Raw genomic sequence first — 25,675 nt, forward strand, 5'->3', positions numbered from 1 at the left:
ATATGACAAAGGAGCAAGGTAAATCGCAATCAGAAACGCAACCGAGTTTACAGGGACAGCAAAGCGCCGACGCAGACTATCAGCCCGAACAAGGGTCGCCTGAAGACGTGCTGGGAGATGCTGCACTGCGATCGAGTTCGCCCCTAAACAATCGAGTGAATGAAAAGTCTGAGGAAGCGTTAGAAGAAGCTTAATCTTCATTTTGGAAACTTTTTGGTCAGAGCAGTTTGCGAACTGTCTCGATTGAAGAAGTTCATTTACAGCCCAATTCTTTGGCACGGGCAATCGTTACACCAGAGATCCAACAAAAAACATTCAGGAGTAAATCAATGGTTGATACTACAGTGAAAAAAGTCGATGCAGAATTTTCACCAAAAGGTGAAATGGGACAGAAGTATCTGGCTTCTGGCAAAAAAATATCGATGCGTCTCTGGGAGAATGAGCAACCCGGAGAAGGCGATACCCGCGAATATAGCCGTGAGTATGAGACTGTGGGCTATGTCATCGCAGGTCGGGCAGAACTGCACCTCGAAGGGCAAATGGTGATTCTGGAAGCGGGCAATTCTTGGGTTGTGCCTCAGGGAGCAATGCACTGCTACAAGATTCTGGAGCCTTTTACGGCGGTAGAAGCAACCTGTCCTCCAGCGCAGGTTCACGGGCGAGACGAGTAAGGACAAAAGGAAATTTTCGTTTCCTGGATTAGATCCATTAATCTCGTAGGGGCAGTTCGAATGCTGGAGAAGCCAGGCTACTTCATCTGAATTGCCCCTTGCCCCCCATGGTGGGAGAACTTGCTCAGGCATTCCTCAGGGATCAATATGCGGCTCAATGCGCTTGACAATATCCAGGATAAACCAGGTCAGAACTGCCCCGACTAGCCCCATCTGCCAGAGTCCAAAAGCTGCGGCGAGTCCTAGCCCCGAACAGACCCAGATGGCAGCGGCACTAGTGAGACCCTGAGCGCGAACCTCATCTTTTGAACCGTTTCTGCCACCGTGATGCAGAATTGTGCCGCCGCCAATAAAGCCAACCCCGGTGATAATGCCCTGAAGCAAGCGGCTAACAGCTTCGATGCTTTCTTGAGCCACCCCCGCCTGAATCGGAACCAGCACCAGGAACGCTGTGCCCAGAGACACCAGCATATAAGTGCGAAGTCCAGCAGATTTGTGACGAATTTGTCGCTCTATCCCGACGATCGCCCCTAAAATCAGCGCAATCGCCAAGCGAAACAGCAGTTCAAGGAAGCTTAATGGTGGATAGGGCAACAATGAACTTGTTGCAGCAATTTCTTGCATTGCAAACCTCAAATTCCTACAGGGAAACACATTAGCAGGAACTGGATTGCTACGGTATTGCTACTGTCCAATACGGTGCTTGCTTTGAGGCTTTGGTTCTTCTGTAAGGGATTTCTGGCAGAAATCGGTGCAATCAACCGCTCGATCGGTGAGGGCATCGCCTGGGCGCACTGCACATTTCAGGTAGAAATTGCTGGAGAAAAAGCGACAGTTTTTACAAGGAACCCGCTGATCCTGTTTTGCAGTGTTGGCGTTGGAGCGAAGCAATTTCCAGGTTTCAGAAGCCGTGCAAAGCAGCAGCAGCCAGACAATTGCTCCCCAGAGCGGCAATAGCCAGACTAGATTTGAACCAAAGGAATCGATTGGCTTGACCGCAGGATGGCTTACCGATTCTTTCTGCTCTGTAATTTGCTGAATCTTTGTCTTTGATGCAGGCTCATCCGAACGAAGCGCGACGAAGTGAACCTGGGTAGAATCTGTGGATGCCTGATCTAGATCAAAGTTGAAATAAGAATTGCTTTCACCAGAAAACATAAATTCATTTTTATATGACTTAAGGCGAATATTCGTACCCTAACAGGATTAAAAGTTGCGATCGTCCGTCCGAGGGAGTAGGCTTCGCTTCAGAATTAGCAGTGACTCTTAAACAAGTTACTTATTCGGAATGATGCTTAAGCTCTCCGATGAAGGAGGCGAAATTAGCAAAGGTATTGCTTAATAAGGATTAACATTTAACGATACAAGCATAAACGCTGCTGCTTATGAAGCTAAAGACAGTTGGGAGAATACTCAAAGAGACAGCACTGGGATGGCAGAAAGATAAAGTTGCAGTTCTAGCAGCGGCACTGGCGTACTATACAACGTTTTCACTTGCGCCTTTGCTGGTGCTGGTAATTGCGATCGCAGGAGCCGTGTTTGGGCAGGAAGCAGTACGCGGAGAAATTGTTGGACAGATTCAGGGGTTAGTTGGGCAGCAGGGTGCAGAAGCGATTCAAGCAATGCTGCAAAACGCCTATCGAGCCGGATCGGGCGGAGTATTTGCGACGATCGCCAGCCTTGTCACGCTGCTGCTGGGAGCATCTGGCGTATTCGGTCAGCTTCAGGAAGCCTTGAATACGATCTGGCATGTCGAGCCACGTCCAGGAGCTGGAATTAAGGATTTTATTCACGATCGGTTTCTCTCGTTTGCGATGATTCTGGTGATTGGATTCCTGCTGCTAGTGTCGCTGGTGCTAAGCGCAGTTTTGGCGGGAATTAGCGCCTACATCAGTCACTTTTTCCCAACTTTATCGTTCCTGGGGCGCGTGGTTAACTTCCTGCTCTCATTTGGCGTCATTACGGTTCTTTTTGCTTTAATTTACAAAGTTCTTCCGGATGTCAAAGTTCCGTCGCGGGCGCTATGGGTTGGTTCGATTGTGACTGCGCTTTTATTTAACCTAGGTAAGTTTCTGCTAGGTTCCTATTTAGGCAGCAGCAGCATTACATCTTCCTATGGAGCAGCTGCTTCGTTGGCGATCGTTCTCATTTGGATCTTTTATTCTGTGCAAATTTTATTAATTGGTGCAGAGTTTATCAAGGCCTATAGTAATGCTCGCGGAATGCGGGTTCGTCCGACAAAGAATGCAGTTTTAGTTGAACGGTAAGTCTTTCTCAGGGCAGGGATCAAATCGAGCGGGGTTCTACTGCTATGTAGATTTACTCATGCTTTGATTCCCAATAAATTAGCTACAGCAAGTCAAGCAAAAAATTGCATTCGAACGAAAGGAAAATAATATGATTGGTGAACCGGATTTGGGCGAACAGGCTCTTAGTAAAGTCGCAGAAATGGGAATTACGAGTCAGCTTGATGAAGTTGAAAACCTGGATGTGCAGATTCGGACGAATCCGTTTCAGCTGATGCAGGGCAAGGTAGATTCTGTCACGGTTGCCGGAGAAGGGGCAGTGATGAATCAAGACTTGAGGATGGAATCGTTTGAGGTCAGAACTGGATCGATCGCCATCAATCCCGGCAGTGCTTTGTTTGGCAAGATTGAGCTGACTCAGCCCGCTGATGCCAATGCAAGATTTGTGCTGCACGAGGATGATCTGAATCGGGCATTTAGTTCAGATTTTCTGCGAGAAAAGCTACAGAATGTGACCGTTCAGGTTAATGGTCAGCCCGTTTTAGTTGATATCACGAACGCGAAAATTGACTTGCTGGATGCCCAAAAGCTAGAGCTGGAAGCAGATGTTTTGCTGAAGGAAACCAACGAAACTCATCACTTCAAAGCAAACGCAACTCCCAGAGTGCAGGAGCAGGGACAGCGCATTGGCCTGGATATTCTATCGACTGAAGCAGAAGGACTTAGCCCAGAAATCATGGATGCTCTCTGTAATACCATGATGGAGTTTCTCGATCTGCGAAACTTCAATCTCCAGGGAATGTCGCTGACGCTGCAACGACTTGATATGGATTCCGATCGGCTTACCCTCAACACCACGACAACGATCGAGGAGTTTCCTTCTGCCTGATGGCAAACTCGCGCCGGGCTGTCCTGCGGCAAACTATATCCTCGGAAAGACGTTTATATTTCTCTAGCCGCCTAGATTAATAGCAAAACATCATCCTGCCGCTTGCTGGCATCTGGACGCTACCTGCAAGGAAACATCTATGACCCAAACTCCTGATATTCCCCCTGTAATCGAAAGTCATGAAAGCGAATATCGCGATAGTGGCATTGTCAGCACTGTTGCAATTGCAGGGCATCCGCTTCACCCGCTTCTGGTGACTTTTCCGATCGGACTTCTGTCTGCCGCATTTGCAACCGATGTGGGCTTTTTGCTTACCGGAGATGAATTCTGGGCAAGGGCTTCAATCTGGTTAATTGGAGCAGGCTTTATTAGCGGCATTGTGGCTGCTGTAACCGGAATGTCTGACTTTTTGCGAATCAACCGAGTTCGTAAACGTCGGGCAGGCTGGATTCACATGATTGGCAATATTGTCTTGCTGTCATTAACACTGGTGAACTGGCTGATCCGGCTGGGCGGCAACTATGCAAATGTGATTGTGCCGATCGGACTTTTGATTTCGACGATTGTGGCAGGCGCGATAGCAATAACTGGTTGGTATGGCGCAGAGCTAATTTATCGTCATAAAGTTGCTGTTATCGGATACAACAGTCGCAACGAATAAGGGATTTGCTTTCTTCAGCTTTCTTTTTCGCTGTGCATCAACGACCCTCGTTCAAAGTTTTATGAGCGGGGGTTTTTTATATGAATTGTGAATGAATTGTGATTCTCGTTTGCGTTTCATTCTTATTCAGCATTCTCGTTCACGGTTCTCGTTCATTCCTTTCGTTCATTCCTCTCGCTTAACATTCTCATTCAATTGAGAGAGGGCATCAGGACTGCAACTTTTTAGCTTAGAAGGAAGCATGGATTTCAAAAAACTTCATCTTTTTACCCTTTGCAGACCTAGCGAACGACATGAATATTACTGAACTTAGCCCGACTCAACTGAGCGAAGAAATGCGGACGAGTGACCATCCTGATATGGTGCGACGACGTTGGATTATCGGTTTGTCGATGATCGGATCAACGATGGCGCAAATCGTCTCGATGTATCAGACCGGAATTTTGAAAGGACTGCCCGATCCACCTCTGCCAGGATTTGATTCCGATCGCGTTGATGCGTCTGAGTATGCCTACAGTCGGCTCCAAACCGCTGATGGCTTTATGATGCTGGCAAACTACGCCATTACAGGCTGGCTGGCGGGTGCAGGCGGCGCGAATCGGGCACAGCAAAATCCCCTTTTACCGATCGCTATGTCTGCTAAAACGATGATTGACACAGTGGCTTCCCTGGAACTCGCCCGCGAAGAATGGAGCGAAAACAAAGCATTCTGCGCCTATTGCCAGGTAGCAACACTTTGCTCTGCGGCTTCGGTAGTGCTGTCGCTTCCTGAAGCAATGACCGCAGTGCAGGTGTTACTCGATCGCAATCAATCGAAAACTTCTTCATAGTCTTCATAGGCAGGTCAATCAAGTTGACTGAGAAGAGATTTCAGCAGTTTTAGAAATTCTGCATCGCCCCCTAAATTCCCCAATTATGTCCCCAACCATGTCCCCCAATTATGAGGGACTTGGAATGTGACTGTGATTCGCTCAGTTTCTCCAGAATTGGGGGCTAGGGGGGCAGTTCAAGCACTACTCCTACAAGAAGCTGATTTTTGAATCAATAGCTTTTATCTTCAGGCAGACGACATTTCTGGTGCAGAGCTTCATGATTAAATAATTCATTGAACAATTTAATTGATCAATTAAAAGAATGAACAAGATAGAAATGAACACGGCTGAACGTCTTGCTACGCTCAATCGCATTCGTAAATTTAGCCGCTTAATGGACACTGCGTTTCGGATTCCGGGTACTCCATTTCGAGTCGGCTGGGACCCGATCATTGGCTTAATTCCGGGATTAGGAGATGCGGTCGATACCGGAATTTCTGCCTATATTATTTTGATGGCGGCTCGCTTCGGTTTACCGCGATCGGTCTTAGGCTGGATGATTTTTAACGTAGGGTTAGAAGCAATTTTAGGTTCAGTTCCTCTGATTGGCGATTTGTTTGATGCTTTTTATAAATCCAACATTCGTAACCTGACACTGCTAGAACTGCATCTGCAAACGGCTGAGCCCGAATTGAGTGAACAGGACACGCTTAACCTTGCCAGTGTTACTGCACCGGACAAAGTTACAGCAGATTCTATAGCGTTGTAATTCACCCGATCGATGGCCCCTACAGGTGGATGATTTTATCCTGATCTTCAATGCAATTTCCGCTAGGGTCAAAGCGACAATAGCAAGATTGAGAACCTTGAAGCGAGCGAGGTTCTCTTTAGGATTGGAGTGCAAGGCAGGGCAGTTTGGGTAATTACTATCACTTCTCAAACAGGCGCTTCAAAGCTTTAAGACATTATTAAAAAATTACTCGAAATCCGCCATCCGGTGGATGTTATTTTGTTGCTTAAACTACAAAACAGAAAAACAACTTTCATTCTGCTATCCGTTTTACTTTTTCTTGAAACTTGCATTACATTTTATTGCATTTATGAACAGTTCATTTTTGAACTTGTAAAAATAAATAGGATAACCCAGCGTTAATCTGATTAAAACGACTGGTGAGTCTAATGATTTATCTAATAAAGGAGGAGAAGTAAAAGGAGAAAAACGAAATAATTCTTTCACAAAATAAGAGCCGTTGAAGGATCAGTTCTCCTAAATTCAATCGCTGCTGAACTTTGGGAGAAAGCCTGAGTCTCGCTGATGCCTAAACAGGTTATGAAGCGATCGAAAGCGCAGAATTTAACAAGATTAGAACTAAGCCATTACAAAAGGCTTTTGGCTGACCTACAAGGGATGGCTATCCACAAAGCCATCTTAGATACTGATTAAAACGCGCAGTGTAATTCTACGTTTAAGAAGCGTTGCTTCGACTGAGCACCTTCAGCTTTTAGCATCACTTCATCTTGTTTAAATCCAAAAGCCTGAGCTGGCAATTTGTGGAAAAACAGTGCGGAAAGCGCTTATACAACGCAGTGAATTTGCGATCGAGTCGATGTTTGCCGTGACTAAGCCTTAATCATTAGGCTAGCTTGTCGCTTTTGAGACATCTGCACTGTTAATCCTGTCAATCTTTCATTTATTACTATCGACACTGAGGGATTTTAGACCATGTTTCAGTTGACGAAAGCAATGCGCCGCTGGTTGCCGATCGCGGGGATACTCGTGCTAGCAGCCTGTAGCGGTAACAATCCCAACGCAGGCAACTCAGCATCAAATACCGAAGCGGCGGGTGGAGCCAATACAGCGAATACGGAGTTTGCTGCTGCAAAGGGCTGTAAGAACGTCGGAGTTTTGCTGCCAGAATCTGATTCTTCCGCCCGTTACGAAGCATACGATCGTCCCCTGCTAGAGCGAGAAATTAAGGCAGCCATTCCGGACGTAACGATTCAGTATGCCAACGCGAACAACAACGCAACCACGCAGCAAAACCAGGCAGAAGCAGCTCTGACGAAAGGAGCCTGTATTCTTGTAGTTGACCCCAACGACAGCGACCAGGCATCGGTGATCGTGCAGCAGGCAAAAGCAAGCGGTGTTCCGGTAATTGCCTACGATCGTCTGATTCAAGACCCGGATACTGCCTTCTACGTTTCGTTTGATAACGAGCGTGTTGGCGAACTTCAAGGACAGTACATTGTCGATCAGTACAAAGCAGGCAATTTGAATCTGCAAAAGGGAGCCACGCTGGTGATGATCAACGGTTCCCAAACCGACAACAACGCGCTGCTGTTCCGCAAAGGCGCACTCAAGGCATTGCAACCTCTGATCGATAGCGGCGACCTGAACCTGGTGTTTGACCAATACACGCCTAACTGGGACAACGCCAGAGCGCAATCGCTCATGGAAGGTGTGCTGACCAAGGAAGGCAATGACGTGGATATCGCTTACGTTGCTAATGACGGCATGGCGAACACCGTAATTGCTGCGCTGCGTACCCAAAAGTTAAACGGCAAAGTGCTAGTTACCGGGCAGGATGCCACCGCAACGGGAATTCAAAACATTCTCACGGGCGACCAGACGATGACAATTTATAAGCCAATTGCTCAAGAGGCAAAAGCGACCGCAAGACTGGTTGCAGCTTTGAGTAATGGCGAAGATGTGAGTTCGCAGGTCAACGGCCAAACTGAAATAAAGGGCGGCGGACAAATTCCTTCGGTGCTGGAAACGCCGATCGCTGTAGACAAGAACAACGTCGAGTCTACGGTGGTTAAAGATGGCTACTTGACTAAGGAGCAAATTTGTAGCGGTCTGTCTGAGGACAACACGGGCTTCTGTAACTAAGCCTGTACTAAGAAGGAGTTCCAGATGGTTTTGGGTGTGTGACAGAGTGCCTGAGATTTCCCGGAATCCCCCTTTTGAAGAGGAATGGTGAACGATCGAATTCTCTCTTTGAAGGGGGCTAGGGGGATCTTCTAGAGCCTTATCACCCTCACCCGACCGCTCAATTCTCTCTCTCACTCATCTCTTTAAGAAAAACTCATGACAGACACTTCTTTTTCGGTGCGACCTAACGTTCAGCCGACCAACGGCATTCCTCGGCTCCAGCTTAGAAATATCAGCAAATCCTTCGGCGGGGTGCAGGCTCTCAAGCACGTCGATTTTGAAGTTTTTGATGGAGAAGTCGTCGGACTGGTGGGCGACAACGGAGCCGGAAAATCAACGCTGATTAAAACCATGTCAGGGGCATACATTCCTGACGAGGGCGAAGTTCTGATTGATAACCAGCCTGTAACGATTCAGGGTCCGCAGGATGCAACGCGACTGGGCATTGAAACGGTTTATCAAGACCTAGCACTCTGCGACAACCTGGATGTGGTGGCAAACCTGTGGCTGGGTCGCGAGGCACATCGAACGCTGATTCCGGGTGTGCTGAAAGTGCTGGACGAGGCAGAAATGGAGCGCAGGACGATCGATGTCTTGCGAACGCTAGATGTGAAAATTCCTTCGGTGCGATCGACTGTAGCAGGGCTATCGGGTGGACAGCGGCAATGTGTGGCAGTTGCAAAAACCATTTTGCGTCAGCCCAAAGTTGTGTTGCTGGACGAACCAACGGCTGCGCTCGGTGTAGCGCAAACTCGACAGGTGTTGAACATGATCCATCGGCTGAAGCAGCAAGGTCAGGCGGTTGTCGTGATTTCCCACAACCTGCACGATGTGTTTGAAGTCACCGATCGCATTGTCGTGATGCGGTTAGGACAGCGGGTGCGAACGTTTGAAACCCAAAATGTGAATCGGGAAGCGGTCGTTGCGGCAATTACCGGAGCAGATGCGGCAGCCGTCACCGAAACCGATGTTACTGGAGTCTAGACTCAGCTTCACTCACGGAATTCACAGGCATTATGACTCTCCACAAACATTCATAAATTAATTATGACAAGCTTAGATCCCAATCCTCAAAAGGGTGGTCAGAATCAGTCTCTGGTTCGTCAACCGGGTGCAGCGCCAGCCTCTTCGCAGCGTGCCCGGTTCAATTTGCGATCGTTGATGCAGGGCGATCTGGGTTTCATTCCTGTCATTATCACCCTGGCACTCATCACTATTTACTTCCAGGTTGCTACAAGCGGGGTTTTCTTTCAGGCAAGAAACCTGTCAAATTTAACGCAGCAAATTGTTGCCATTAGCATTCTCAGCGTTGCTGCCGTGCTGGTGCTGCTGCTGGGCGAAATTGACTTGAGTTTAGCCTCAGTTGCCCAAGCCTGTGCTGCAATTATGGCAACGGTTTCAGTGTATCAAAACTGGAATCCCTGGGCGGCGATTCTGGTGGCGTTGTTAGCAGGCGCGATCATTGGACTCATTAACGGATTTTTTGTCGCGGTATTGCGTGTTCCGTCGTTTATCGTCACCCTGGCTGGATCGATCGGCTACGCCGGACTGCTACTGGTAGTGATGGGACCACAAACAACGCTGGTGGTGCGTGATCCAGTGATTCGTTCTCTGGCTCCTACCTATCTGCCGCCTGCTCTTAGCTGGGGATTGCCACTGCTCGGTTTGGCACTTTATGCAGCAGGCCTGTGGTACAACCAGAAGCAACGCAAATCTGCCGGACTTCCGGTGCAGCATTTAACTCAAACAGTGCTTCAGCTTGTGGCGGCAACCGCAGTTGTTCTGATTGTGGTGTTCCTGTTCCAGGCTTATCAGGGTGTGCCTCAGGCGGTGATGATTGCCCTCGCTCTGGTAGTCATTGCCTGGCTAATTCTGAAGAAGACTCCCTTTGGTCGCCATTTGTACGCAGTCGGCGGTAACGCAGAAGCGGCTCGTCGCGCAGGCATTAACGTAGTGCGGATGAAAATGACGGTGTTTGTGCTGGCTTCGACGCTAGCAGCCTTTGCCGGAGTAATGATGACTTCGCGCAGTACCGCTGTTGCCACGCAAATTAGCTCGACTCTCCTGCTGAATGCGATCGCCGCAGCCGTGATCGGTGGTGTCAGCCTTTTTGGTGGACGAGGTTCGGTTTGGGCAGTGATTTTGGGCGCGCTGGTGATTGGCAGTCTGGATAACGGTCTGGACTTGCTGAACCAGGAACAGGGCGTGAAAAACATTGTGCAGGGCGCAGTGCTGGTGCTGGCGGTAACGGCAGATGCGATCGTGCGTCGAGCTGGATTTGCCCGAGGGAAATGACCGGCTTAACCAATCAAAGGTGAATGATCACGGGGACATGGCTTGCTGTGTCCCTTTTCTGTCAAATGGGCGGATTTCTGTGAAATGGGCGGACTGAGAATATGATTGGAGCGGGTGGGCATTATCCTATAGAATAAGCCGATTTATCTTTTTCAGAGAATTCATGGACTGATTCAACTCCAAAGCTGGGCATGACGGATTTAACCAGGCTGTTTCGCGAGACGGCTATCAGGAAACCGAACACGCCTTTGCCCATTTCCGACTGCTGCACCCCAAACCTATCGAAAACTATCACTGACTGAGAACTGTTCGTATTCGACCTGTGCCGCTTCGCTCTTAAACCTTCGCCAATGGCTCACCGTAACGCAACCAATCGATCGCAGCCTGCCAAGGGGCTCAAACGCAAGGTAGCCCTGTTGGGGTCATTTCTGGTCGCTCTAGGGTTTCCCTGGATTTTGAGCATTGTGGGCTGTTTTCTCAGTTTGTGGATTGTTGTTCCGGCTCCCACCTTTTCGCTGCTGCCGCTAGGAATTGGTGCACCAGAGGTGAGTCCTTGGCTGATTGTGATCAATGCGATCGCTCTGCTGCTGGTGGTGCTGCGGCTTCAGTCAAGCTGGATTTTTGGGGTTGCGCTGGGCTGTAGCCTGCTGGGTCTGGCACTCAGTCTACTGCCCCTGATTCAGTTTCCGGCTGCCAATGCGCGGATTGCGGCGGAGATGGAGGCTCAATTAGGGAAAGCGGCTCTCACTGCAACGCCCCCGATCGCTCAACGGTTGCGCTCCCATCCTTTTGTTTGGACAGATGCCTTTCGGGGAATTGCTGTGCCATCGGTACGAATCGATCGCGGCATTCCGTTTGCTCAGGTTGAGGAGGTGACGCTGACCTTAAATCTTTATCGTCCTGCTGCTGCGGGGCTGCATCCCACGATCGTCGTTATCTACGGCGGGGCATGGCAAAATGGCACACCTGCAAATGACGAAACCTTTAGCCGCTATATGGCAGCTCAGGGCTATACCGTGGTGGCGATCGATTACCGTCATGCGCCCCAGTTTCGCTTTCCGGCACAGCTTGAAGATGTTCAAACTGCCCTGTCTTTTATTCAGGCTCAGGCAGAAGCGTTAGAAGTTGATCGGCAGCGGGTAGCCTTGCTAGGGCGATCGGCAGGGGCACATCTGGCATTGATGGCAGCCTATGGGCAAAGTCCGTTACCGATTCGAGCCGTGGTGGACTACTACGGTCCTACAAACCTGCTTGAAGGCTACAACAAACCCCCGGTTCCTGACCCGATCGACACTCGTGCGGTGCTGCGATCGTTTCTGGGAGGCAGTCCAGACCAACTGCAGGAGCTGTATCAAGCCGCTTCCCCAGTAAATCAAATTCAGCCCAATTTGCCGCCGTCACTGCTGGTTTATAGCGGGCGCGATCACCTCGTTCAGCCCCGGTTTGGACGGCAGCTCTACGAAAAACTGCAAGCATCGGGAAATCGTGCGGTTTGGCTAGAAATCCCCTGGGCAGAACACGCTTTTGATGCCGTCTTTCAGGGCGTGAGTAATCAGCTTGCTTTGTATTACACCGAGCGATTTCTTGCCTGGGCATTCAGGGAACTGCCGTAAGAGGCGGTTTGAAAAGTGTCCCATGCCTACATTGCCCCCTAAATTCCTCAACTTTGAGGGACTTTGAATTCCTTAAAGCCAAATAGATTCTCCAGAATTGGGAGGCTAGGGGGGCGGCTCCGGTCATCATGATGACTTTTCACATAATGACTTTTCAAGCGTCCTCTCACTGTGTTGTTCTCCTTAACCCTAGGGAATCATTGGCTGAATTGATTATTTTCTTCCTACTCACCAGAGGGTTTGAGGAATTCGAGTTGGGGGAATTGGACGACGCGACGGGGAATTTTGTGACCTTAACCCGCTCGCCACGACTAATGCAACGACTGCAGCTCCTAACATCAGCAGCCAAAAGCGTTTTGTTGCAGAAGCGGAATTTGCTGTAGGGGCTGACCTGCTGGGTCGAAATGACTGATGCGCCTGCTCTTCTGGTTGTGGCGCGATCGAAGGAGCTTGCAGGGGTTGACCGCGATACGGGCTGGGGGGCTGCATCTCGATCGGCAGGATTTGTTCGAGGGCTGGGTTAGATTCTAGATTGACTGAAGGGATTGCTTCAGGAAGAACGGGAGCGATGGGGAATTCGTCCTTACAGGGCGGCGAGGTCAATGAGGCGATGCGAAGCCATTCCCCTGCTGAGGCGATCGATTTGTCTTCTGGCTCTTCCGGCAAGGATGCAGGGGTCATACAACATTGTTCTCATTCTGACTGAATATTGCTTGATCAAGCGATTGATTAAAGAAACAGCAGCTCGATCGCTGATTCAGGAAATCCAGGTTGCGAGTCAACGTTCTGAGTCAACATTCTGATTAGTCCCTAGCCATTTTTCCAGGTCGCTTCCTCCCCATTTCGCTGATCCGGGGTCGCTTGTCTTTGCTGCATTGTAGAGAGTAAAGCAAGACCGTAAAGCAATAGGCTCCTGGAGGGCAGCGATGACAACCGAAGATTTTAGTCCTCTGACTGCACTTTCTCAAACTCTGGCAGACTCGATCGCCCGAGCAGGCGCTTCGATCGTTGGCTTAAAGGCAGGACGGCGGGGCAGTGCGAGCGGTATTCACTGGCGATCGGGCATTGTTGTTACCACGGATCATGCGCTCAAGCAGGATGATGCGGTAACGCTGACGCTCGCAGACGGAACGGTAACTGCAACGTTGATTGGACGCGACTCGGCGATCGATCTGGCAGTGCTGCGATTGCCCGACAGCGTGACTTTACCTGCGGCAAACCTGGGCGATCCGGCGCAGCTTCGGGTGGGACATCTTACCGTCGCGGTGGGACGATCGCTGGAAACAGGCATTACTGCCAGCATGGGAATTGTGAGCGCGATCGGCGGCGCATGGCGCACGTGGCACGGTGGCAAAGTGGATCAGTTGATTCGTCCTGATGTGATGCTGTATCCGGGCGGTTCGGGCAGTGGGCTCATTAATACTCAGGGGCAAATACTGGGCATGAATACGATGGCTCCGCGCCATTCGGTATTGACGATTCCGGTGACGACGATCGATCGCGTGGTGAATCAGCTTGTGAACCAGGGGCGGATTGTGCGCGGCTATTTGGGCGTGGGGATGCAGCCTGTTCAGCTTCCAGAGGCGTTTTGTCAGTCGCTTCAGCTTGCGGGCAACGGCGGCGTCCTGATTCTCAGTGTGGAGTCGGGCAGCCCGGCAGATCGGGCAGGCGTTTTGATTGGCGACATTATCGTTGCAATGAATGATGACCCCCAAGGGGAAAGTGCTTCGCATCGGCGCATCGAGGCGATCGATGACATTCAGCGAATGCTCGACCCAGAGCGCGTAGGACAGCCTTTAACCGTGCAAATGGTGCGGGGCGGACAGTTGATTTCTTTGACGATTCTGGTGGGTGAGCGTCCCCGGAGGGCAGGCTGATGAACAGTTTTTTTAATTTGGAACGGGCTGCAGAATTTGATACTCAGCTTACAGATGTAATTCAGCGGCTTCAGCAAAGCACAGTTCAACTTCAGTCGGGTCGCGGCAGCATGGGGTCGGGCGTGATCTGGAATGCGGATGGACTGATTCTCACCAATGCTCATGTGGTGCGTGGTCGGGCAATCATCGCCCTGATCGGAAATCGTCAGCTCGAAGCCAGAGTGATTCGCAAAGATGAGTCGCTCGATTTAGCAGCTCTGGTGGTGAATGCCCGAAATTTACCCGAAGCAACGATCGCTCCCTCGCTTAATCTGCGGGTTGGTGAAATGGTCATCGCCGTGGGCAATCCGGCAGGACTTCACAATGCAGTTAACCTGGGCATAATTCACACTGTTGCACCGCCTCAGTCCGCGTCTCCCTGGATTCAAGCCGATGTGCGCTTGGCTCCGGGCTATTCGGGCGGCCCTCTGGCAACTCTGGCAGGACAGGTGCTTGGCATCAACAGCATGATCGTAGACGGACGCGCCTTTGCCATCTCGACCGAGGCGATCGATCGCTTTCTGGCGAGCCAATCGGAGCAGCCGCGACTGGGGGCAATGCTTCAGCCTGTGGTGCTAGCACAGGGCAGGAAACCGATTCGGGGCTGGGTGATTACGGATTTAACGCCAAACAGTCCGGCGGCTGGGCAGCTTTTGATCGGCGATGTCGTTCTGGGAATTAACGATCGTCCCTTTCTTCAGCATCGCGATCTGGCGGACTGGCTCAAACTGGCGAAACCGGGCGATCAGTGGCAAGTCACGGTTCTGCGGGGTGATCGGCAGCTTCAGCGCAACTTGATTCTCGATCGCAAGACCGAGGGGCGGGAGGCAGCATGATTCGAGTTGGGGTGGTGGCGCGTTCAGCGATCGTGCGAGCAGGACTCACCGCTTTGCTCTCTGCCCAATCAGGCTTTACGGTGGTGGGGGCAGCGGAGCCAGATACCCTGCTTCAGGAGATCGATCGCTGGCAGGCGGAGGTGATTGTGCTGGAGATCGAAGGGTCAGATGAGGATATGGCAATACTGCTGCCTTTGTTCGAGTTAAAACTTGAACCCGGATTTGAGGCAACCCTTTCGCCCCAGATCATTGTGCTGCTCGACGAAGCAGAACCCGAAACCGTGCGAGAACTGCTGCGGCTGGATGTACGCGGAATTCTACCGCAGGCGATCGGCTCAGGAGAAATCACAGCGGCGATCGAAGCGGTTGCGGTAGGCTTGATCGTGCTGCATCCTGACTTCAGCGACGAGCTTCAGCCTGCCCTGACCGACCTTCCCGCCCCCCTGCCTGCCCAACCTGCCACTGCCCCCCTAACGCCTCGCGAAATGGAAGTGCTGCAAATGATCGCAGAAGGCATGAGCAATAAAACGATCGCGCGTCGTCTGCATTTATCCGAACATACAATCAAATTTCACATCAGCTCGATCTTTTCTAAACTTCAGGTCTCCAGCCGCACCGAAGCAGTGATCGCAGGAACGCGCCTGGGGCTAATTTTACTGTGACGATCGGCTTTGCTGTTGCTGATAGTGATGGCTACAGAACAGATAACAGATATAGGACGAAAACAGACGAAAACAGAGGCTCTTTTGAAACCTCTGTCCTGGTTATTGGCGGATGGGATAGAGAAGAACCAATCTAGAAGGGCGAAGCCACAATCAGAATGTCACTGGCTGCCAGAGTCGGTTTGTTACCCAGCGTGGCAATCTCGACCTGTCCTCGGCTGCCTGTACCGTCTGCGTCGTAGAACAGCTTGCCCGATCGCTGATTGTAGATGAACCGATCGCCGCTATCTTTTGCTGCTTTGCCGACCACGAACGCATCTGCACTTAAATCACCCACGTTCAACCGACCAAAGTTACCAGAGGTGAATGCCAATCGATCGCCGTCCTGGCGGGAGAAGTCTTGAATGCGATCACCGCCGTCTTTCGCGTTGGCGTAAAGAAATCGGTCAGCACCCAGACCACCGCTGAGCAGATCCTTGCTGGCTCCACCAATCAGAGAATCATTTCCACCATTTCCCGTCAGTCTGTCTTTTTGAGCCAAGCCCAGAATGATGTCGTTTCGCTCTGTGCCTTGCAGACGATCGGCGCGTCGGGTTCCGGTAATAAGATTGGGCGGCTCGATCGGCGGAAGTCCCGGATTGGGAAGTCCCGGATTCGGCTGTGGACCGGGCTGTCCCACATTTGGAAGTCCCGGATTCGGCTGTAGACCCGGATGTCCGGAATGGGGAGGTAGAGGGATCACACCGGGCTGGGGATGGACGTATTTGGGATCAAAGACAAACACATCAGGATTATTGAGGAAGCCAGCGGGGTTTTTGGCAAACTGGGTAGAAACATCCTGCAACACCGCTACCACATCGTTTTGGTCTTGCTCGCGACCGATATACACCAGTGCCACGTCCTCAGTGGTTGCATTATCGGCGTTGCCAAATTCCTGTCCCCATTCGACCGAGCGCAGGGCATAGTGAGCGGGAAATTCTGCAAGCTGAATCCGATCGCCTTCGCTTGGTTTGAAATCCGTAATTACTGCAAATCCGCTCGATTGGGATGGATTCAACGTATCACCACCGCCGACATATCCTGGAGCACCAATCGCATCTCTCAGGTCAAACAGGTCGCCGCCTTGTCCGCCTGTCATCTGGTCAAACTCCGCGTCTGGCACCCGATCGCCTGTCCCGCCGAAGCCAATCATAATGTCATTGCCGCCACTGCCAAACATCGTGTCATTGCCTTTGCCGCCCAGTAGTTTGTCATGACCCGCGCCACCTACCAGTTTGTCGTTGCCTGCGTAACCGCTGAGTTGATAGTTTCTGGTATCGTTTAGCGAAACAGGAATTACATTGTTTTGATCGTTGCCGTCGATATTGATGTAAACCATGATGTTTCTCCTTAATGAATGCTAGCGTGAATGATTTGGTGAATGACGTTGTACATGGAATGCGAACGATTCTGTGATGAGCCAGCAGAACAAATGACCCTGGCTAGAGATATCCTGCAAGTTGCAGTGGATTCTAGCGGGAAATTGCCTGTTGCAGATTCAAAACTGCGCTGAGCAAAAACGCTTTAACGGGGTTTGAAGCCTGGATTGAGAGGAGTTTGAGCCGTTCGCTCTCGTTCGTTTCTCATCACTCCTTTACTGTATTCGCGCTGCCCGAATGACGCGATAACAGAAAGTTAGGGAAAGTTATGGAGCTTTTTAAGGTGTCGCTTTAGGATGAGTTAAGAAGATGTTGAAAAGCTTTCACCCGAACCGTTTCTAGCTCCAGGCTAGGGTGTACACCAGTTGATTGGACAGCTTGCTATAAAGTGTGGGCGATCAAGTTTGGACATTCTACATTTCACGTGAAGACTAAGGCATGATTTAGAGCCAGGAACGATTACAGGTCCAGCAGCTTGTCGAAGGGGCAGGAAAGCTGCAAGGCTTACATCGATTGCTACTTCTTCTTTCGAGCGAGGAAACAGCAAGTATGAGGGACGCCAGTCTTACCGGAGGTAAAAAGTTTACTATTTCTTGTAGATAAACGCTGACATTATTTGTCGATTGCTATCAGAATGGTAGAAACGATTAGTACTAACTCTAGCCAAAGGCGTCCGTCGCCTATGTTCAGTTTCGTTTGCTTCTTGAGTTATGCTTTAAGGAAACTAGTCTTATGACGATTAGGTTTACCACGATAGCTATAACGTTATTGCATAAATAATCCAGTCAGATATTGAAGTAGCCCAATGACAGTGGTTTAGAGGAGGGTTCAAACCCCGGGCTCAAACCTACATCTAGTCGAAAATCTTGGTTTCGTATATCCAGTCGCTTCGTTGAGTTATGCCTTTCATCGTTCAGCACCTCATTCCTGAAAGTCAGAGTGTAGTCACAGCTACTGAGGATATGTCAGTACAGGCAGCACTAGGACGTATGCTAGAAAACAAGTTTAGCCAACTACCTGTAGTGGATCAGGGTGGCAAACTTCGAGGAATGATTACGCACGAATCAATTCTTCAAGCAATCAGCTACTTCGGTGTTACTCCTGACAAGCTCAAAGTTTCTCATGCATTATTCAAGGTGAAACCATGCTCACATGAAGATGAACTCTCTGAGTTACTAAATGGATTGAGGGACAATAGTGCCATCCCGATCGTTGACAACAATAATTGCCTTACCGGAATTATCACTAGCTACGACACAACAGAATATTTTCGCCAGCGTGCTGAAGATATCATGCTTGCTGAAGATATTGAAATTACCCTAAGAGATTTGATTGAGGGTGCTTATAAGGATGGTAAGGGAGAAATAGACGCAAGTAAGCTTAATGAGGCTATAAAAGCAATAACCCCTTCTGAGCAGGAATTCTTAGGACGCTTTAGCAAAGCTGTAAAGTATTACGTTCAAAAGTATACCAGCAGCAAGCAGTTTACAGAGCAAGGCAGTCAAATGCAGCCTAGCAATCACTCGATTCAGTTCAATCAAAAACTTGTCAACGAGGCTTTCAACCAGCATCTTTCTAAACCGATTCAACCAAAGCCTTTTGAACAGCTAGCCTTGAGTGAGTACATTCAACTTCTTAAGAATGCTTGGGCAAAATATGAATCTTCTTTTAATAGTATTGAATGGGAAGCACTTGACCGACTGCTGAATGAGATCCGTCAGATTCGCAATAGTATTGCTCACTTTCGCGAAGTAACGACAAATCAAAGACAGCAACTGAGATACTGCGCTAATCTTCTTAATTATCATCGTCCGTCTATTAGATACTCTGAGGCACCTGTTACAGAAGCCGTCACTGTTATCGCCAATCTTTATCTTCCAATTCCGACAGCTACATTGGAATTAAACACCATTGTACAAAATTCAAGAGAAGTGGAAAAAGATCAACGGGATCTACTGCCCTTCGATGAGGAGATTAGCCCAAATGATAGTCGTTATGCTCTTTTAGCTGTCTGGCTTCAAAGCCAAGCAGATCTTGATTCAAATAGGGTTCAACTTACATTTCGACAAATCGAGGATATTATCAAAGGCGATCTCCCTCCTTCAGCACGCCAACATCGTAACTGGTGGGCTAATGATTCTGTCAGTCATGTTCAGTCGCAGCAATGGTTGGAGGTAGGCTGGCGCGTCGCTGATGTCAACATGTCCGAAGAGAGAGTTGTGTTTGCACGAATGGGGGATCGACAGAATGCATACGTCAGCTTCTTCAATGACTTACAACTCAAACTAAATAGTATAGATAGCTTGACGATCCAACCAGCTATGAATCTTCAAGGTCGCTCCTGGTCAAGCATTGAAGTTACATCAGCTGAACTTCCTAAACCTTCTTATATAAACTTTTCATTTGCTCGTAGGTCTCGATTCCGCATTGAACATTACATTGATACTGGTGAGCAATACCGAAACAAGCAGATTTTTGACGCTCTCTATAACTACAAGGAAGAGATCGAGACGAAGTTGGGTGAACGTTTAAGTTGGGAAAGGCTTGACAGTAGACGCGCTTGTCGTGTTGCCCTGTATCGTGACGAGGCATCAATTGCTGATCCTCCAGAGCAACTAGCGAAACTACAAGATTGGACAGTCAGAATGACGGTTCGATTCTATAAGGCAGTCATCCCCTATCTACAAAAAGTAGAGCAATCATAGACCTGCTTGGGTTTGAGGCTTTGTAGCCCCCTGGATCTCCCGATCTGGGGGAACTTTAGAGGGGCAATGTAAAACCTTTCACACCCCTCAAACATCTTTTAACGCTAAGGCATGAGAGAGTCTACCTCGATCGCCCCTAATACTTGCAGTGCGGTTCGTTGTGCTTCTGTAACGCCGATGACCTCAGCAATATTCGTGCCGCTGTAGGGCTGGTCAGGCATGAGCGTGTTGAGGCATTCGCAAGTGTCCATGTCCCAAATATTGATCGTCCCGTTCTGACTGCCACAGGCAAGGGTCAGCGATTCGGGCAGTGTCGGAGAAGGTTGGGTCGAAGAACAAGGACGAAAAGCAATTCCTGTTCGCATTGCCTGGGTCGCGACAGGCAGGATTTTGACGCAGGTTCCGATCGCAACGTCCCATAGGCGAATCGTTTGATCGAGGCTACTGCTGGCAAGCCATTGTCCATCCGAGCTAAATGCCACTGACCAAACATTGTTGGTATGTCCGATTAGGGCGTGAAGGCATTGCCCGGTCTGTATCGACCAGAGGCGCACGGTTTCGTCGCTGCTAGCACTTGCTAGCCGTTGTCCATCGGGACTGAAGGCGATCGACTGCACTCGGCTCTGGTGTCCTGCTAAAATCGTCAGGCACTCTCCGGTACTTACCGACCAGAGGCGAGCCGTTTGATCTTCGCTGCTGCTGGCCAGGATCTCACCATCAGGACTAAAGCTAACCGACCAGACCCAGCCCTCATGTCCCTGCAAAAGGTTAAGGCATTTCCCGGTGCTGACTGACCAGATTCGCAGCGTGCAATCATCCCCACTACTGGCTAAGAATTCGCCGTTGGGGCTAAAGGCGATCGACTGCACCCAGTTGCGATGTCCTTGCAGAATTTTGAGGCATTTTCCACTTGATACAGACCACAGGCGTACGGTTTGGTCAGCACTGCTGCTGGCGAGGAGATGTCCTTGAGGATGAAACGCAACCGATGTCACCCAGCCTTCATGTCCCTGAAGCGTTTGATAATTGCAGGTTTGCAGATCCCAGAGCCGCACGGTTTGGTCGGTGCTGCTGCTCGCGAGCAGTTGCCCATCTGCCCGAAACGCCACCGAAAACACAGAGTTCGTATAGCCCTTTAAGGTTCTCAAACAACGACCTGTGGCGATATCCCAGAGCCGAACCGTTTGATCTGCGCTGCCGCTGGCGAGGGTTGCATCCTGAGCATTGAGCGCGACAGAAAAGATCGGATGGGTATGTCCGCGCAGCACGGTACGGCATTCGCCCGTTTGTAAATCCCAGATTCTCACGGTTTTGTCGTCGCCACCGCTGATCAGGGTCAAGCCATCTTCGCTCCAGGCGATCGATCGTACTCGCGCAGGGGCTCCACCGTCCTGCAAAGTCTGAATCCATTTTCCGGTTGCCACATCCCAAAGGCGAATTGTGCCGTCTGCGCTCCCGCTGGCAATGATTTGTCCATCAGTTCGCCATGCCACTGACCAAACCCGATCACTGTGCCCCTGAAACACCTGCTGACTTCCGGTTGCCACATCCCAAAGGCGAATTGTGCCGTCGGAACTGCCGCTGGCAAGCCAGGACTCTGCAATCGGACTCCAGGCAACCGCAAGAACGCTGCCCTGATGCCCGGATAATTGGCTGAACTCAATGCCCGTGGCAAGATCCCAAATTCTGACGGTGAATTCGTCGCTGCCGCTCGCTAACCAACGATCGTTTAGATTAAAGGCGATCGTCCAGGCTGCCAATCGATGTCCAGTAAAGATTTGCGTGCATTCTCCCGTATCAGTTTGCCAGAGGCGAATGGTCTTATCATTGCTGCAACTGCCTACCGTTTGACCATCGGCACTAAAGGCGATCGCCCAGATCCAGCCCTGATGTCCTGCAAAGTCAAGCAGGGGTTTTGCATTACTGGTTTGCCATAGCCGCAGCCGTCCTTCTGCATCTCCGGTCGCTAAGCGATCGCCGTCTGGGTGGAATGCTACAGCAAAAACAATGCTGAGCGGTTCGGCAAAAACAGCGTTCGATAAATCAGACTGGGCAAAGTTAACTCGGTGCAGCGTGGACTGCTGAAAATTGGCGTGCCATAGGGTTAATTGGGAAAGGTCGGTATTCCTGAAATACGTCTGCTGTTGAGCCAGCAAATTCCACAGGTTGCCGCCCATATAGCCCGTAACCGAGGAAGGCTTTTCCCGAAGCTGCTTTAGACACTGTAGCAACTGATCGGCTAAGGAGATAGAACCGTCCCAATCAGTCTGTAACTGCTGCACGATCGGCTGAAGAATCAATCGAATCTGTGCTTCTTGAATGTAATCTTTGTGCCGGGTGTTGAGCAGGGCAAAGCCTTTGAGAAATCGGGCTTGAGCAACTCCGGTTTGCGAGCGAATTTCCTGACACACGCCATTCACCAGACGATCGCTGACATATTCCATAACTGCGGGCTGAAGCGAGAACAGGGAACTTCGCTTTCCCATTCCTACAGACTGCGTTTTTTCGATCAGCGATCGTTGTTCCAAAGCTTCCAAAATCGCAATCAAGTTTTGCGCTGAAATGCTGGGAAAGATATCCGTCTTTAAATCATTGATTGAAGCAGGTTCACGATAGAGTGCAAGCCAATAAATAATATTTTTTTCGGCTTCTGATAAACGCTCAAACTGTTGTTCGATCAATGTGCGAATATTTCCTGAAACAAATGTCTCTTGCTTGAGAAATTCAGAAATACTGCCGTCAAATAAATTCTGGATTGTTGCTGCAATAATTTTCAGAGCAAGGGGATTACCTGCATAGCCCGCGATGAGCTGATGCCATTCTGCCGCTGTACCTTGAAAGGTTCCCTTGAGCTGCAAAAGTGCCTGTCCTTCCTCTGGAGGCAATCCGGCGAGCTGCAATCCCCGCACGGGTAAATTAACTCCTTCCAGCAGGGCAACCTCCGGCGGCTTTTCGCGGCTGGTCAGCAGCACACAGCTCTGATGAACCGTTTCACCGACCTGCTGGAACAGTTCGCCATACTCCTCATAGCCTTCGCGGTAGGAGCCGCTTTGCAAAATCGATTCGACGTTATCTAGAATGATCAAGCAGCGATGGTTCCGCAGTTCCTTCAAAAGCTGCGATCGTCGTCCACTCTCGGTTTCTGGGAACTGAGCCGCATCATTTCCCAAAAATTGCAGGATTTCAGCCAGCAGATCTGAAAAAGCAGGGGCATTGCGAAGCGATCGCCAAATCACCCGCTTAAAATGGGACTGAATCTGCTGCGCCAGCTTCACTGACAGCGTGGTTTTACCCATGCCGCCCATGCCCAGTAGCGTGACCAAACGGCAGCGTGCAGTTCCGCTGATCTCTGTCGGAGCGCCCAAAATCCACTGCTCTAACTTTGCCAGTTCAGTCTGTCGCCCATAAAAAAAGCTGACATCGGTAGCTTCGCCCCAATCCTGTTCAGGCGGTGTTGAAGCAACCGGGGCAGCAACGGGGACAATCGCTGTTTCGCTGACTGCTTCGGGCTGGCTACTTTGCTGCGCCATTTGACGCTCGATCGCCGATCGAAAACTGGTTTTTGTAACTTTTTCGCCTAAAACTTCGGATAACAGTTTCCAGAGCTTGGGTCCAATATCGTGCTTGAGATAAGTGGGCGAATAGCCATAGGCATCGGCGATCTGGTCATAGCTTTGCCGAGTCCACGACCAAGATGCCCGCAACATGGCTTGCTGCAAGTCAGTTAAGTGAAGTCCGGTTTTGGCAAACACTAAAGCGTCTGTAAACAATAACGCCTGATCGATCTCCATGCGGCAATATTAGAAGAGGTATAATTTTCTACAAATTTTCGATCGCTTTATACTCATTATCCCAGCACTCCTGATCGAGTTGAATTACCAAGTTGAGATACATTGGCTTCAGGCAAGTCATTTCTTCGGTTTAATGGTTTTAATCATGCAGGCATCTATCTATCTATTTTTTCAAACGATCCTTTTTCGGCGTTGCTGAATCGAAGTATGATACGCCCCCCTAGCCCTCCAAAGGTGGGAGGAACCAGAATTCAAAGTCCCCCAGCATTGGGGGATTTAGGGGGCGATACAGAAGCTAAATTTGCACCCTTCATATCCCGATTCAGCAATGCCCCTTTTTCTAACTATTTTTTAACGAAGGATTCATGGGCAAGATTTGGAACTGGGTTTTTCGGCTTTTAATGAGGCGGATTGTGCTGATCCTTGTCCTCCTGTTTTGTATTGCGGCAGGGGTCGTGTTCTCTAATATGTCACGTCTGTCTGCCAGTTTGATTGAATCCCAGGCAACTCAAAATGCTGAACTTTATACGCAATCCTTTAATCAAGCAATTGATCTCTATAGCCAGGCGGCTGTTGAACGCGCCAAAACGGTCGATGGCATTTCCGTCACCCATGCCTATCTCACTCAAAGCGGAGCGATTCCCCTGCCTTCTACCTTTGCGATCGAACTGAGCGATCGAATCACCGAAGAAAATCGCGATATGTCAATGCGGTTTTATAGCGACTTTCCGTTTCCCTGGCGCAAAGAGGGCGGAATGCGAGATGGCTTTGAGCGCGATGCTTTGGCGTATTTACGGAAAAATCCTCAGCAAAAATTCTCGCGCATCGAAAAAGTCAACGGACTGACCACCTTTCGCTACGGCGAAGCTAGCATTATGAGAGCGACCTGTGTTGCCTGCCACAATACCCACCCCAATAGCCCCAAAAAAGATTGGGAAGTGGGCGATGTCGGCGGTGTTTGGGAAGTGAGTCAAACGATCGACAGCCTGAATCAGAAAGTGAGCCACGAGCTGAGAGATACCTTTTTCATGCTCGGTAGCCTTTCGTTTATTGGGCTTTCCGGGCTGGGGCTGGTGGTGGGCAAGCTGCGCGAAACTGCCCGCGAACTGGAAGGACGGGTGCAGGCACGAACGGCAGATCTGGCAAACGTCAATCAAGATTTAGAAAACCGCAACCAGCTGATTCGTCAGGTGTTTGGTCGTTATCTCAGCAACGAGATTGTGATGAACCTGCTGGAAAACCCGGAAGGTTTGAAGCTGGGGGGCGATCGCCGCAAAATCACGATTCTGACTTCTGACCTGCGTGGCTTTACCGCTTTAGCAGAGCGATTGCAGCCCGAAGACGTGATTCATATCCTCAATCTCTACCTGGGGCAAATGTCGGAGGTGATCAATCAGTACCAGGGAACGATCGACGAATTCATGGGCGATGGCATTTTGGTGCTGTTTGGTGCGCCGACTGCCCGCTCTGACGATGCCCTGCGAGCCGTTGCCTGTGCCTGTGCGATGCAGCTTGCAATGGGCGCGGTAAATGCTCAGCTTCAGTCACGGGGCTTGTCTCCCCTGGCAATGGGCATCGGCATTCACACCGGAGATGTGGTAGTGGGCAACATTGGCTCAGAACAGCGCACCAAATACGGCATTGTCGGCAGCCCGGTTAACCTGACTTATCGGATCGAGTCCTACACCCAGGGCGGACAAATTCTCATTTCCGAAGACACCCTGCAAGAAGCCGGATCAAGCGTCAAAATCACCCGCCAAAAGCAGGTGCAGCCCAAAGGCATTCAGCAGCCGATTGTGGTTTATGAAGTTTACGGCGTCAGCGGCTATTACAATCTCTATTTGCCTAAAGAAGAAGAAGCCCTTTTCAATCTGCCCCGCCCCCTTCGGCTACGCTATGCGATCGTGGAAGACAAGCGGGTGAGCAATGTTTATTTTGAAGGTCATTTAGTCAAGCTCTCGTCCAAGAAAGCGGCGATCGTTGCAGCAGATCGAAACAGTCTCCCCAGCGAAATGACCAATCTCAAAATCAATCTATTCCTCCCCAGCCCAACCCAACCCGCCCAAACAACGTCCGAAGAACTGTATGCCAAGGTCGTCAGACAGCGCACCAGCGAAAGAACTTTTGCGATCGCCTTCGCCACCCTGCCACCGCTCCTCCAGCAATATTTCGACCATCTCTCTAACAACCCCTAATCCCCTGACTCCCTCGCCCCCACCTTCCCA

At 50.1% G+C, this 25,675-nt stretch carries 21 protein-coding genes and 1 pseudogene; 17 read left to right on the forward strand and 5 right to left on the reverse strand.

Annotated elements, in window-relative coordinates:
• Positions 1 to 2: 2 nt before the first annotated feature.
• Both NDA02_RS00435 and NDA02_RS00440 read left to right on the forward strand, forming a co-directional pair.
• A complete protein-coding gene (locus NDA02_RS00435) occupies positions 3 to 194 on the forward strand; it encodes a hypothetical protein (RefSeq protein WP_190794087.1) in 192 nt (63 codons plus the stop codon).
• Between the two features lie 135 nt (positions 195 to 329).
• The gene (locus NDA02_RS00440; protein WP_190794088.1) at positions 330 to 671 is read left to right on the forward strand and encodes a cupin domain-containing protein; all 342 of its coding nucleotides are present in this window, start codon (positions 330 to 332) and stop codon (positions 669 to 671) included.
• A gap of 135 nt (positions 672 to 806) precedes the next feature.
• On the opposite strand, the gene NDA02_RS00445 is transcribed toward NDA02_RS00440, so the two are convergent.
• Complete coding sequence (locus tag NDA02_RS00445; protein WP_190794089.1) at positions 807 to 1,295, reverse strand: MgtC/SapB family protein; 489 nt, start codon at positions 1,293 to 1,295, stop codon at positions 807 to 809.
• A gap of 60 nt (positions 1,296 to 1,355) precedes the next feature.
• Positions 1,356 to 1,829, reverse strand: a complete 474-nt coding sequence (locus NDA02_RS00450; protein WP_190794090.1) for a hypothetical protein — start codon at positions 1,827 to 1,829, stop codon at positions 1,356 to 1,358.
• Between the two features lie 227 nt (positions 1,830 to 2,056).
• Between NDA02_RS00450 and NDA02_RS00455 the strand changes: the two genes are divergently transcribed.
• The 10 genes and pseudogenes from NDA02_RS00455 to NDA02_RS00500 all read left to right on the forward strand — a co-directional run bounded on the left by NDA02_RS00455 (position 2,057) and on the right by NDA02_RS00500 (position 12,122).
• A complete protein-coding gene (locus NDA02_RS00455) occupies positions 2,057 to 2,938 on the forward strand; it encodes a YihY/virulence factor BrkB family protein (protein ID WP_190794091.1) in 882 nt (293 codons plus the stop codon).
• Between the two features lie 130 nt (positions 2,939 to 3,068).
• Positions 3,069 to 3,806: a DUF2993 domain-containing protein gene (locus NDA02_RS00460; RefSeq protein WP_190794092.1), complete on the forward strand. Its 738-nt coding sequence runs from the start codon at positions 3,069 to 3,071 to the stop codon at positions 3,804 to 3,806.
• Positions 3,807 to 3,945: 139 nt separating this feature from the next.
• The gene (locus tag NDA02_RS00465) at positions 3,946 to 4,467 is read left to right on the forward strand and encodes a DUF2231 domain-containing protein (protein ID WP_190794093.1); all 522 of its coding nucleotides are present in this window, start codon (positions 3,946 to 3,948) and stop codon (positions 4,465 to 4,467) included.
• A 293-nt stretch (positions 4,468 to 4,760) separates the two neighbouring features.
• Entirely contained in the window at positions 4,761 to 5,297 is a 537-nt protein-coding gene (locus NDA02_RS00470; RefSeq protein ID WP_190794094.1) for a vitamin K epoxide reductase family protein, read from the forward strand.
• A gap of 319 nt (positions 5,298 to 5,616) precedes the next feature.
• Positions 5,617 to 6,048 (forward strand): DUF4112 domain-containing protein, encoded by a 432-nt coding sequence (locus NDA02_RS00475; RefSeq protein WP_190794107.1) that lies wholly within the window; start codon positions 5,617 to 5,619, stop codon positions 6,046 to 6,048.
• Positions 6,049 to 7,002: 954 nt separating this feature from the next.
• Positions 7,003 to 8,172: a sugar ABC transporter substrate-binding protein gene (locus NDA02_RS00480; protein ID WP_190794095.1), complete on the forward strand. Its 1,170-nt coding sequence runs from the start codon at positions 7,003 to 7,005 to the stop codon at positions 8,170 to 8,172.
• Positions 8,173 to 8,370: 198 nt separating this feature from the next.
• On the forward strand, positions 8,371 to 9,198 hold the full coding sequence (locus tag NDA02_RS00485; protein ID WP_190794096.1) for an ATP-binding cassette domain-containing protein: 828 nt from the start codon (positions 8,371 to 8,373) through the stop codon (positions 9,196 to 9,198).
• A 63-nt stretch (positions 9,199 to 9,261) separates the two neighbouring features.
• Positions 9,262 to 10,509: an inner-membrane translocator gene (locus tag NDA02_RS00490; protein ID WP_190794097.1), complete on the forward strand. Its 1,248-nt coding sequence runs from the start codon at positions 9,262 to 9,264 to the stop codon at positions 10,507 to 10,509.
• A gap of 182 nt (positions 10,510 to 10,691) precedes the next feature.
• Positions 10,692 to 10,792: pseudogene (locus NDA02_RS00495) on the forward strand (rubrerythrin); the annotation flags it as partial.
• 67 nt (positions 10,793 to 10,859) lie between these two features.
• Positions 10,860 to 12,122: an alpha/beta hydrolase gene (locus NDA02_RS00500; RefSeq protein WP_190794098.1), complete on the forward strand. Its 1,263-nt coding sequence runs from the start codon at positions 10,860 to 10,862 to the stop codon at positions 12,120 to 12,122.
• A 228-nt stretch (positions 12,123 to 12,350) separates the two neighbouring features.
• On the opposite strand, the gene NDA02_RS00505 is transcribed toward NDA02_RS00500, so the two are convergent.
• On the reverse strand, positions 12,351 to 12,803 hold the full coding sequence (locus NDA02_RS00505) for a hypothetical protein (RefSeq protein WP_190794099.1): 453 nt from the start codon (positions 12,801 to 12,803) through the stop codon (positions 12,351 to 12,353).
• A 245-nt stretch (positions 12,804 to 13,048) separates the two neighbouring features.
• On the opposite strand from NDA02_RS00505, the gene NDA02_RS00510 reads away from it, so the two are divergent.
• From NDA02_RS00510 to NDA02_RS00520, 3 genes are read left to right on the forward strand one after another with little or no spacing between them, the layout of a single operon-like run.
• Positions 13,049 to 13,999, forward strand: a complete 951-nt coding sequence (locus NDA02_RS00510; protein ID WP_190794100.1) for a trypsin-like peptidase domain-containing protein — start codon at positions 13,049 to 13,051, stop codon at positions 13,997 to 13,999.
• Positions 13,999 to 14,874 carry a trypsin-like peptidase domain-containing protein gene (locus NDA02_RS00515; protein WP_348254252.1) on the forward strand — a complete coding sequence of 292 codons (876 nt, stop codon included), beginning with the start codon at positions 13,999 to 14,001 and terminating at the stop codon, positions 14,872 to 14,874. The genes NDA02_RS00510 and NDA02_RS00515 overlap by 1 nt, the downstream gene beginning before the upstream one ends.
• The gene (locus tag NDA02_RS00520; RefSeq protein ID WP_190794102.1) at positions 14,871 to 15,536 is read left to right on the forward strand and encodes a response regulator transcription factor; all 666 of its coding nucleotides are present in this window, start codon (positions 14,871 to 14,873) and stop codon (positions 15,534 to 15,536) included. Before NDA02_RS00515 ends, NDA02_RS00520 begins: the two co-directional genes overlap by 4 nt.
• A gap of 133 nt (positions 15,537 to 15,669) precedes the next feature.
• Here the strand turns inward: NDA02_RS00520 and NDA02_RS00525 are convergent, their stop codons facing one another.
• Positions 15,670 to 16,914, reverse strand: coding sequence for a calcium-binding protein (locus tag NDA02_RS00525; RefSeq protein WP_190794103.1), 1,245 nt, complete (start codon positions 16,912 to 16,914; stop codon positions 15,670 to 15,672).
• A 939-nt stretch (positions 16,915 to 17,853) separates the two neighbouring features.
• On the opposite strand from NDA02_RS00525, the gene NDA02_RS00530 reads away from it, so the two are divergent.
• Entirely contained in the window at positions 17,854 to 19,659 is a 1,806-nt protein-coding gene (locus tag NDA02_RS00530; protein ID WP_190794104.1) for a DUF4268 domain-containing protein, read from the forward strand.
• 104 nt (positions 19,660 to 19,763) lie between these two features.
• Here NDA02_RS00530 and NDA02_RS00535 read toward each other — a convergent pair whose 3' ends face one another.
• A complete protein-coding gene (locus NDA02_RS00535) occupies positions 19,764 to 23,450 on the reverse strand; it encodes an NB-ARC domain-containing protein (RefSeq protein WP_190794105.1) in 3,687 nt (1,228 codons plus the stop codon).
• A 365-nt stretch (positions 23,451 to 23,815) separates the two neighbouring features.
• Here NDA02_RS00535 and NDA02_RS00540 point away from each other — a divergent pair, with 365 nt between their 5' ends.
• On the forward strand, positions 23,816 to 25,645 hold the full coding sequence (locus NDA02_RS00540; RefSeq protein WP_190794295.1) for an adenylate/guanylate cyclase domain-containing protein: 1,830 nt from the start codon (positions 23,816 to 23,818) through the stop codon (positions 25,643 to 25,645).
• Positions 25,646 to 25,675 lie beyond the last annotated feature (30 nt).

Source organism: Leptolyngbya sp. ST-U4 (assembly GCF_039962215.1).
Classification (GTDB): Bacteria; Cyanobacteriota; Cyanobacteriia; order Elainellales; family Elainellaceae; genus Leptolyngbya_A.

Coding starts and splice junctions, on each gene's coding strand:
- NDA02_RS00435 (WP_190794087.1), top strand. CDS start 3: ATGACAAAGGAGCAAGGTAAATCGCAATCAGAAACGCAACCGAGTTTA.
- NDA02_RS00440 (WP_190794088.1), top strand. CDS start 330: ATGGTTGATACTACAGTGAAAAAAGTCGATGCAGAATTTTCACCAAAA.
- NDA02_RS00445 (WP_190794089.1), bottom strand. CDS start 1,295: ATGCAAGAAATTGCTGCAACAAGTTCATTGTTGCCCTATCCACCATTA.
- NDA02_RS00450 (WP_190794090.1), bottom strand. CDS start 1,829: ATGTTTTCTGGTGAAAGCAATTCTTATTTCAACTTTGATCTAGATCAG.
- NDA02_RS00455 (WP_190794091.1), top strand. CDS start 2,057: ATGAAGCTAAAGACAGTTGGGAGAATACTCAAAGAGACAGCACTGGGA.
- NDA02_RS00460 (WP_190794092.1), top strand. CDS start 3,069: ATGATTGGTGAACCGGATTTGGGCGAACAGGCTCTTAGTAAAGTCGCA.
- NDA02_RS00465 (WP_190794093.1), top strand. CDS start 3,946: ATGACCCAAACTCCTGATATTCCCCCTGTAATCGAAAGTCATGAAAGC.
- NDA02_RS00470 (WP_190794094.1), top strand. CDS start 4,761: ATGAATATTACTGAACTTAGCCCGACTCAACTGAGCGAAGAAATGCGG.
- NDA02_RS00475 (WP_190794107.1), top strand. CDS start 5,617: ATGAACACGGCTGAACGTCTTGCTACGCTCAATCGCATTCGTAAATTT.
- NDA02_RS00480 (WP_190794095.1), top strand. CDS start 7,003: ATGTTTCAGTTGACGAAAGCAATGCGCCGCTGGTTGCCGATCGCGGGG.
- NDA02_RS00485 (WP_190794096.1), top strand. CDS start 8,371: ATGACAGACACTTCTTTTTCGGTGCGACCTAACGTTCAGCCGACCAAC.
- NDA02_RS00490 (WP_190794097.1), top strand. CDS start 9,262: ATGACAAGCTTAGATCCCAATCCTCAAAAGGGTGGTCAGAATCAGTCT.
- NDA02_RS00500 (WP_190794098.1), top strand. CDS start 10,860: ATGGCTCACCGTAACGCAACCAATCGATCGCAGCCTGCCAAGGGGCTC.
- NDA02_RS00505 (WP_190794099.1), bottom strand. CDS start 12,803: ATGACCCCTGCATCCTTGCCGGAAGAGCCAGAAGACAAATCGATCGCC.
- NDA02_RS00510 (WP_190794100.1), top strand. CDS start 13,049: ATGACAACCGAAGATTTTAGTCCTCTGACTGCACTTTCTCAAACTCTG.
- NDA02_RS00515 (WP_348254252.1), top strand. CDS start 13,999: ATGAACAGTTTTTTTAATTTGGAACGGGCTGCAGAATTTGATACTCAG.
- NDA02_RS00520 (WP_190794102.1), top strand. CDS start 14,871: ATGATTCGAGTTGGGGTGGTGGCGCGTTCAGCGATCGTGCGAGCAGGA.
- NDA02_RS00525 (WP_190794103.1), bottom strand. CDS start 16,914: ATGGTTTACATCAATATCGACGGCAACGATCAAAACAATGTAATTCCT.
- NDA02_RS00530 (WP_190794104.1), top strand. CDS start 17,854: ATGCCTTTCATCGTTCAGCACCTCATTCCTGAAAGTCAGAGTGTAGTC.
- NDA02_RS00535 (WP_190794105.1), bottom strand. CDS start 23,450: ATGGAGATCGATCAGGCGTTATTGTTTACAGACGCTTTAGTGTTTGCC.
- NDA02_RS00540 (WP_190794295.1), top strand. CDS start 23,816: ATGGGCAAGATTTGGAACTGGGTTTTTCGGCTTTTAATGAGGCGGATT.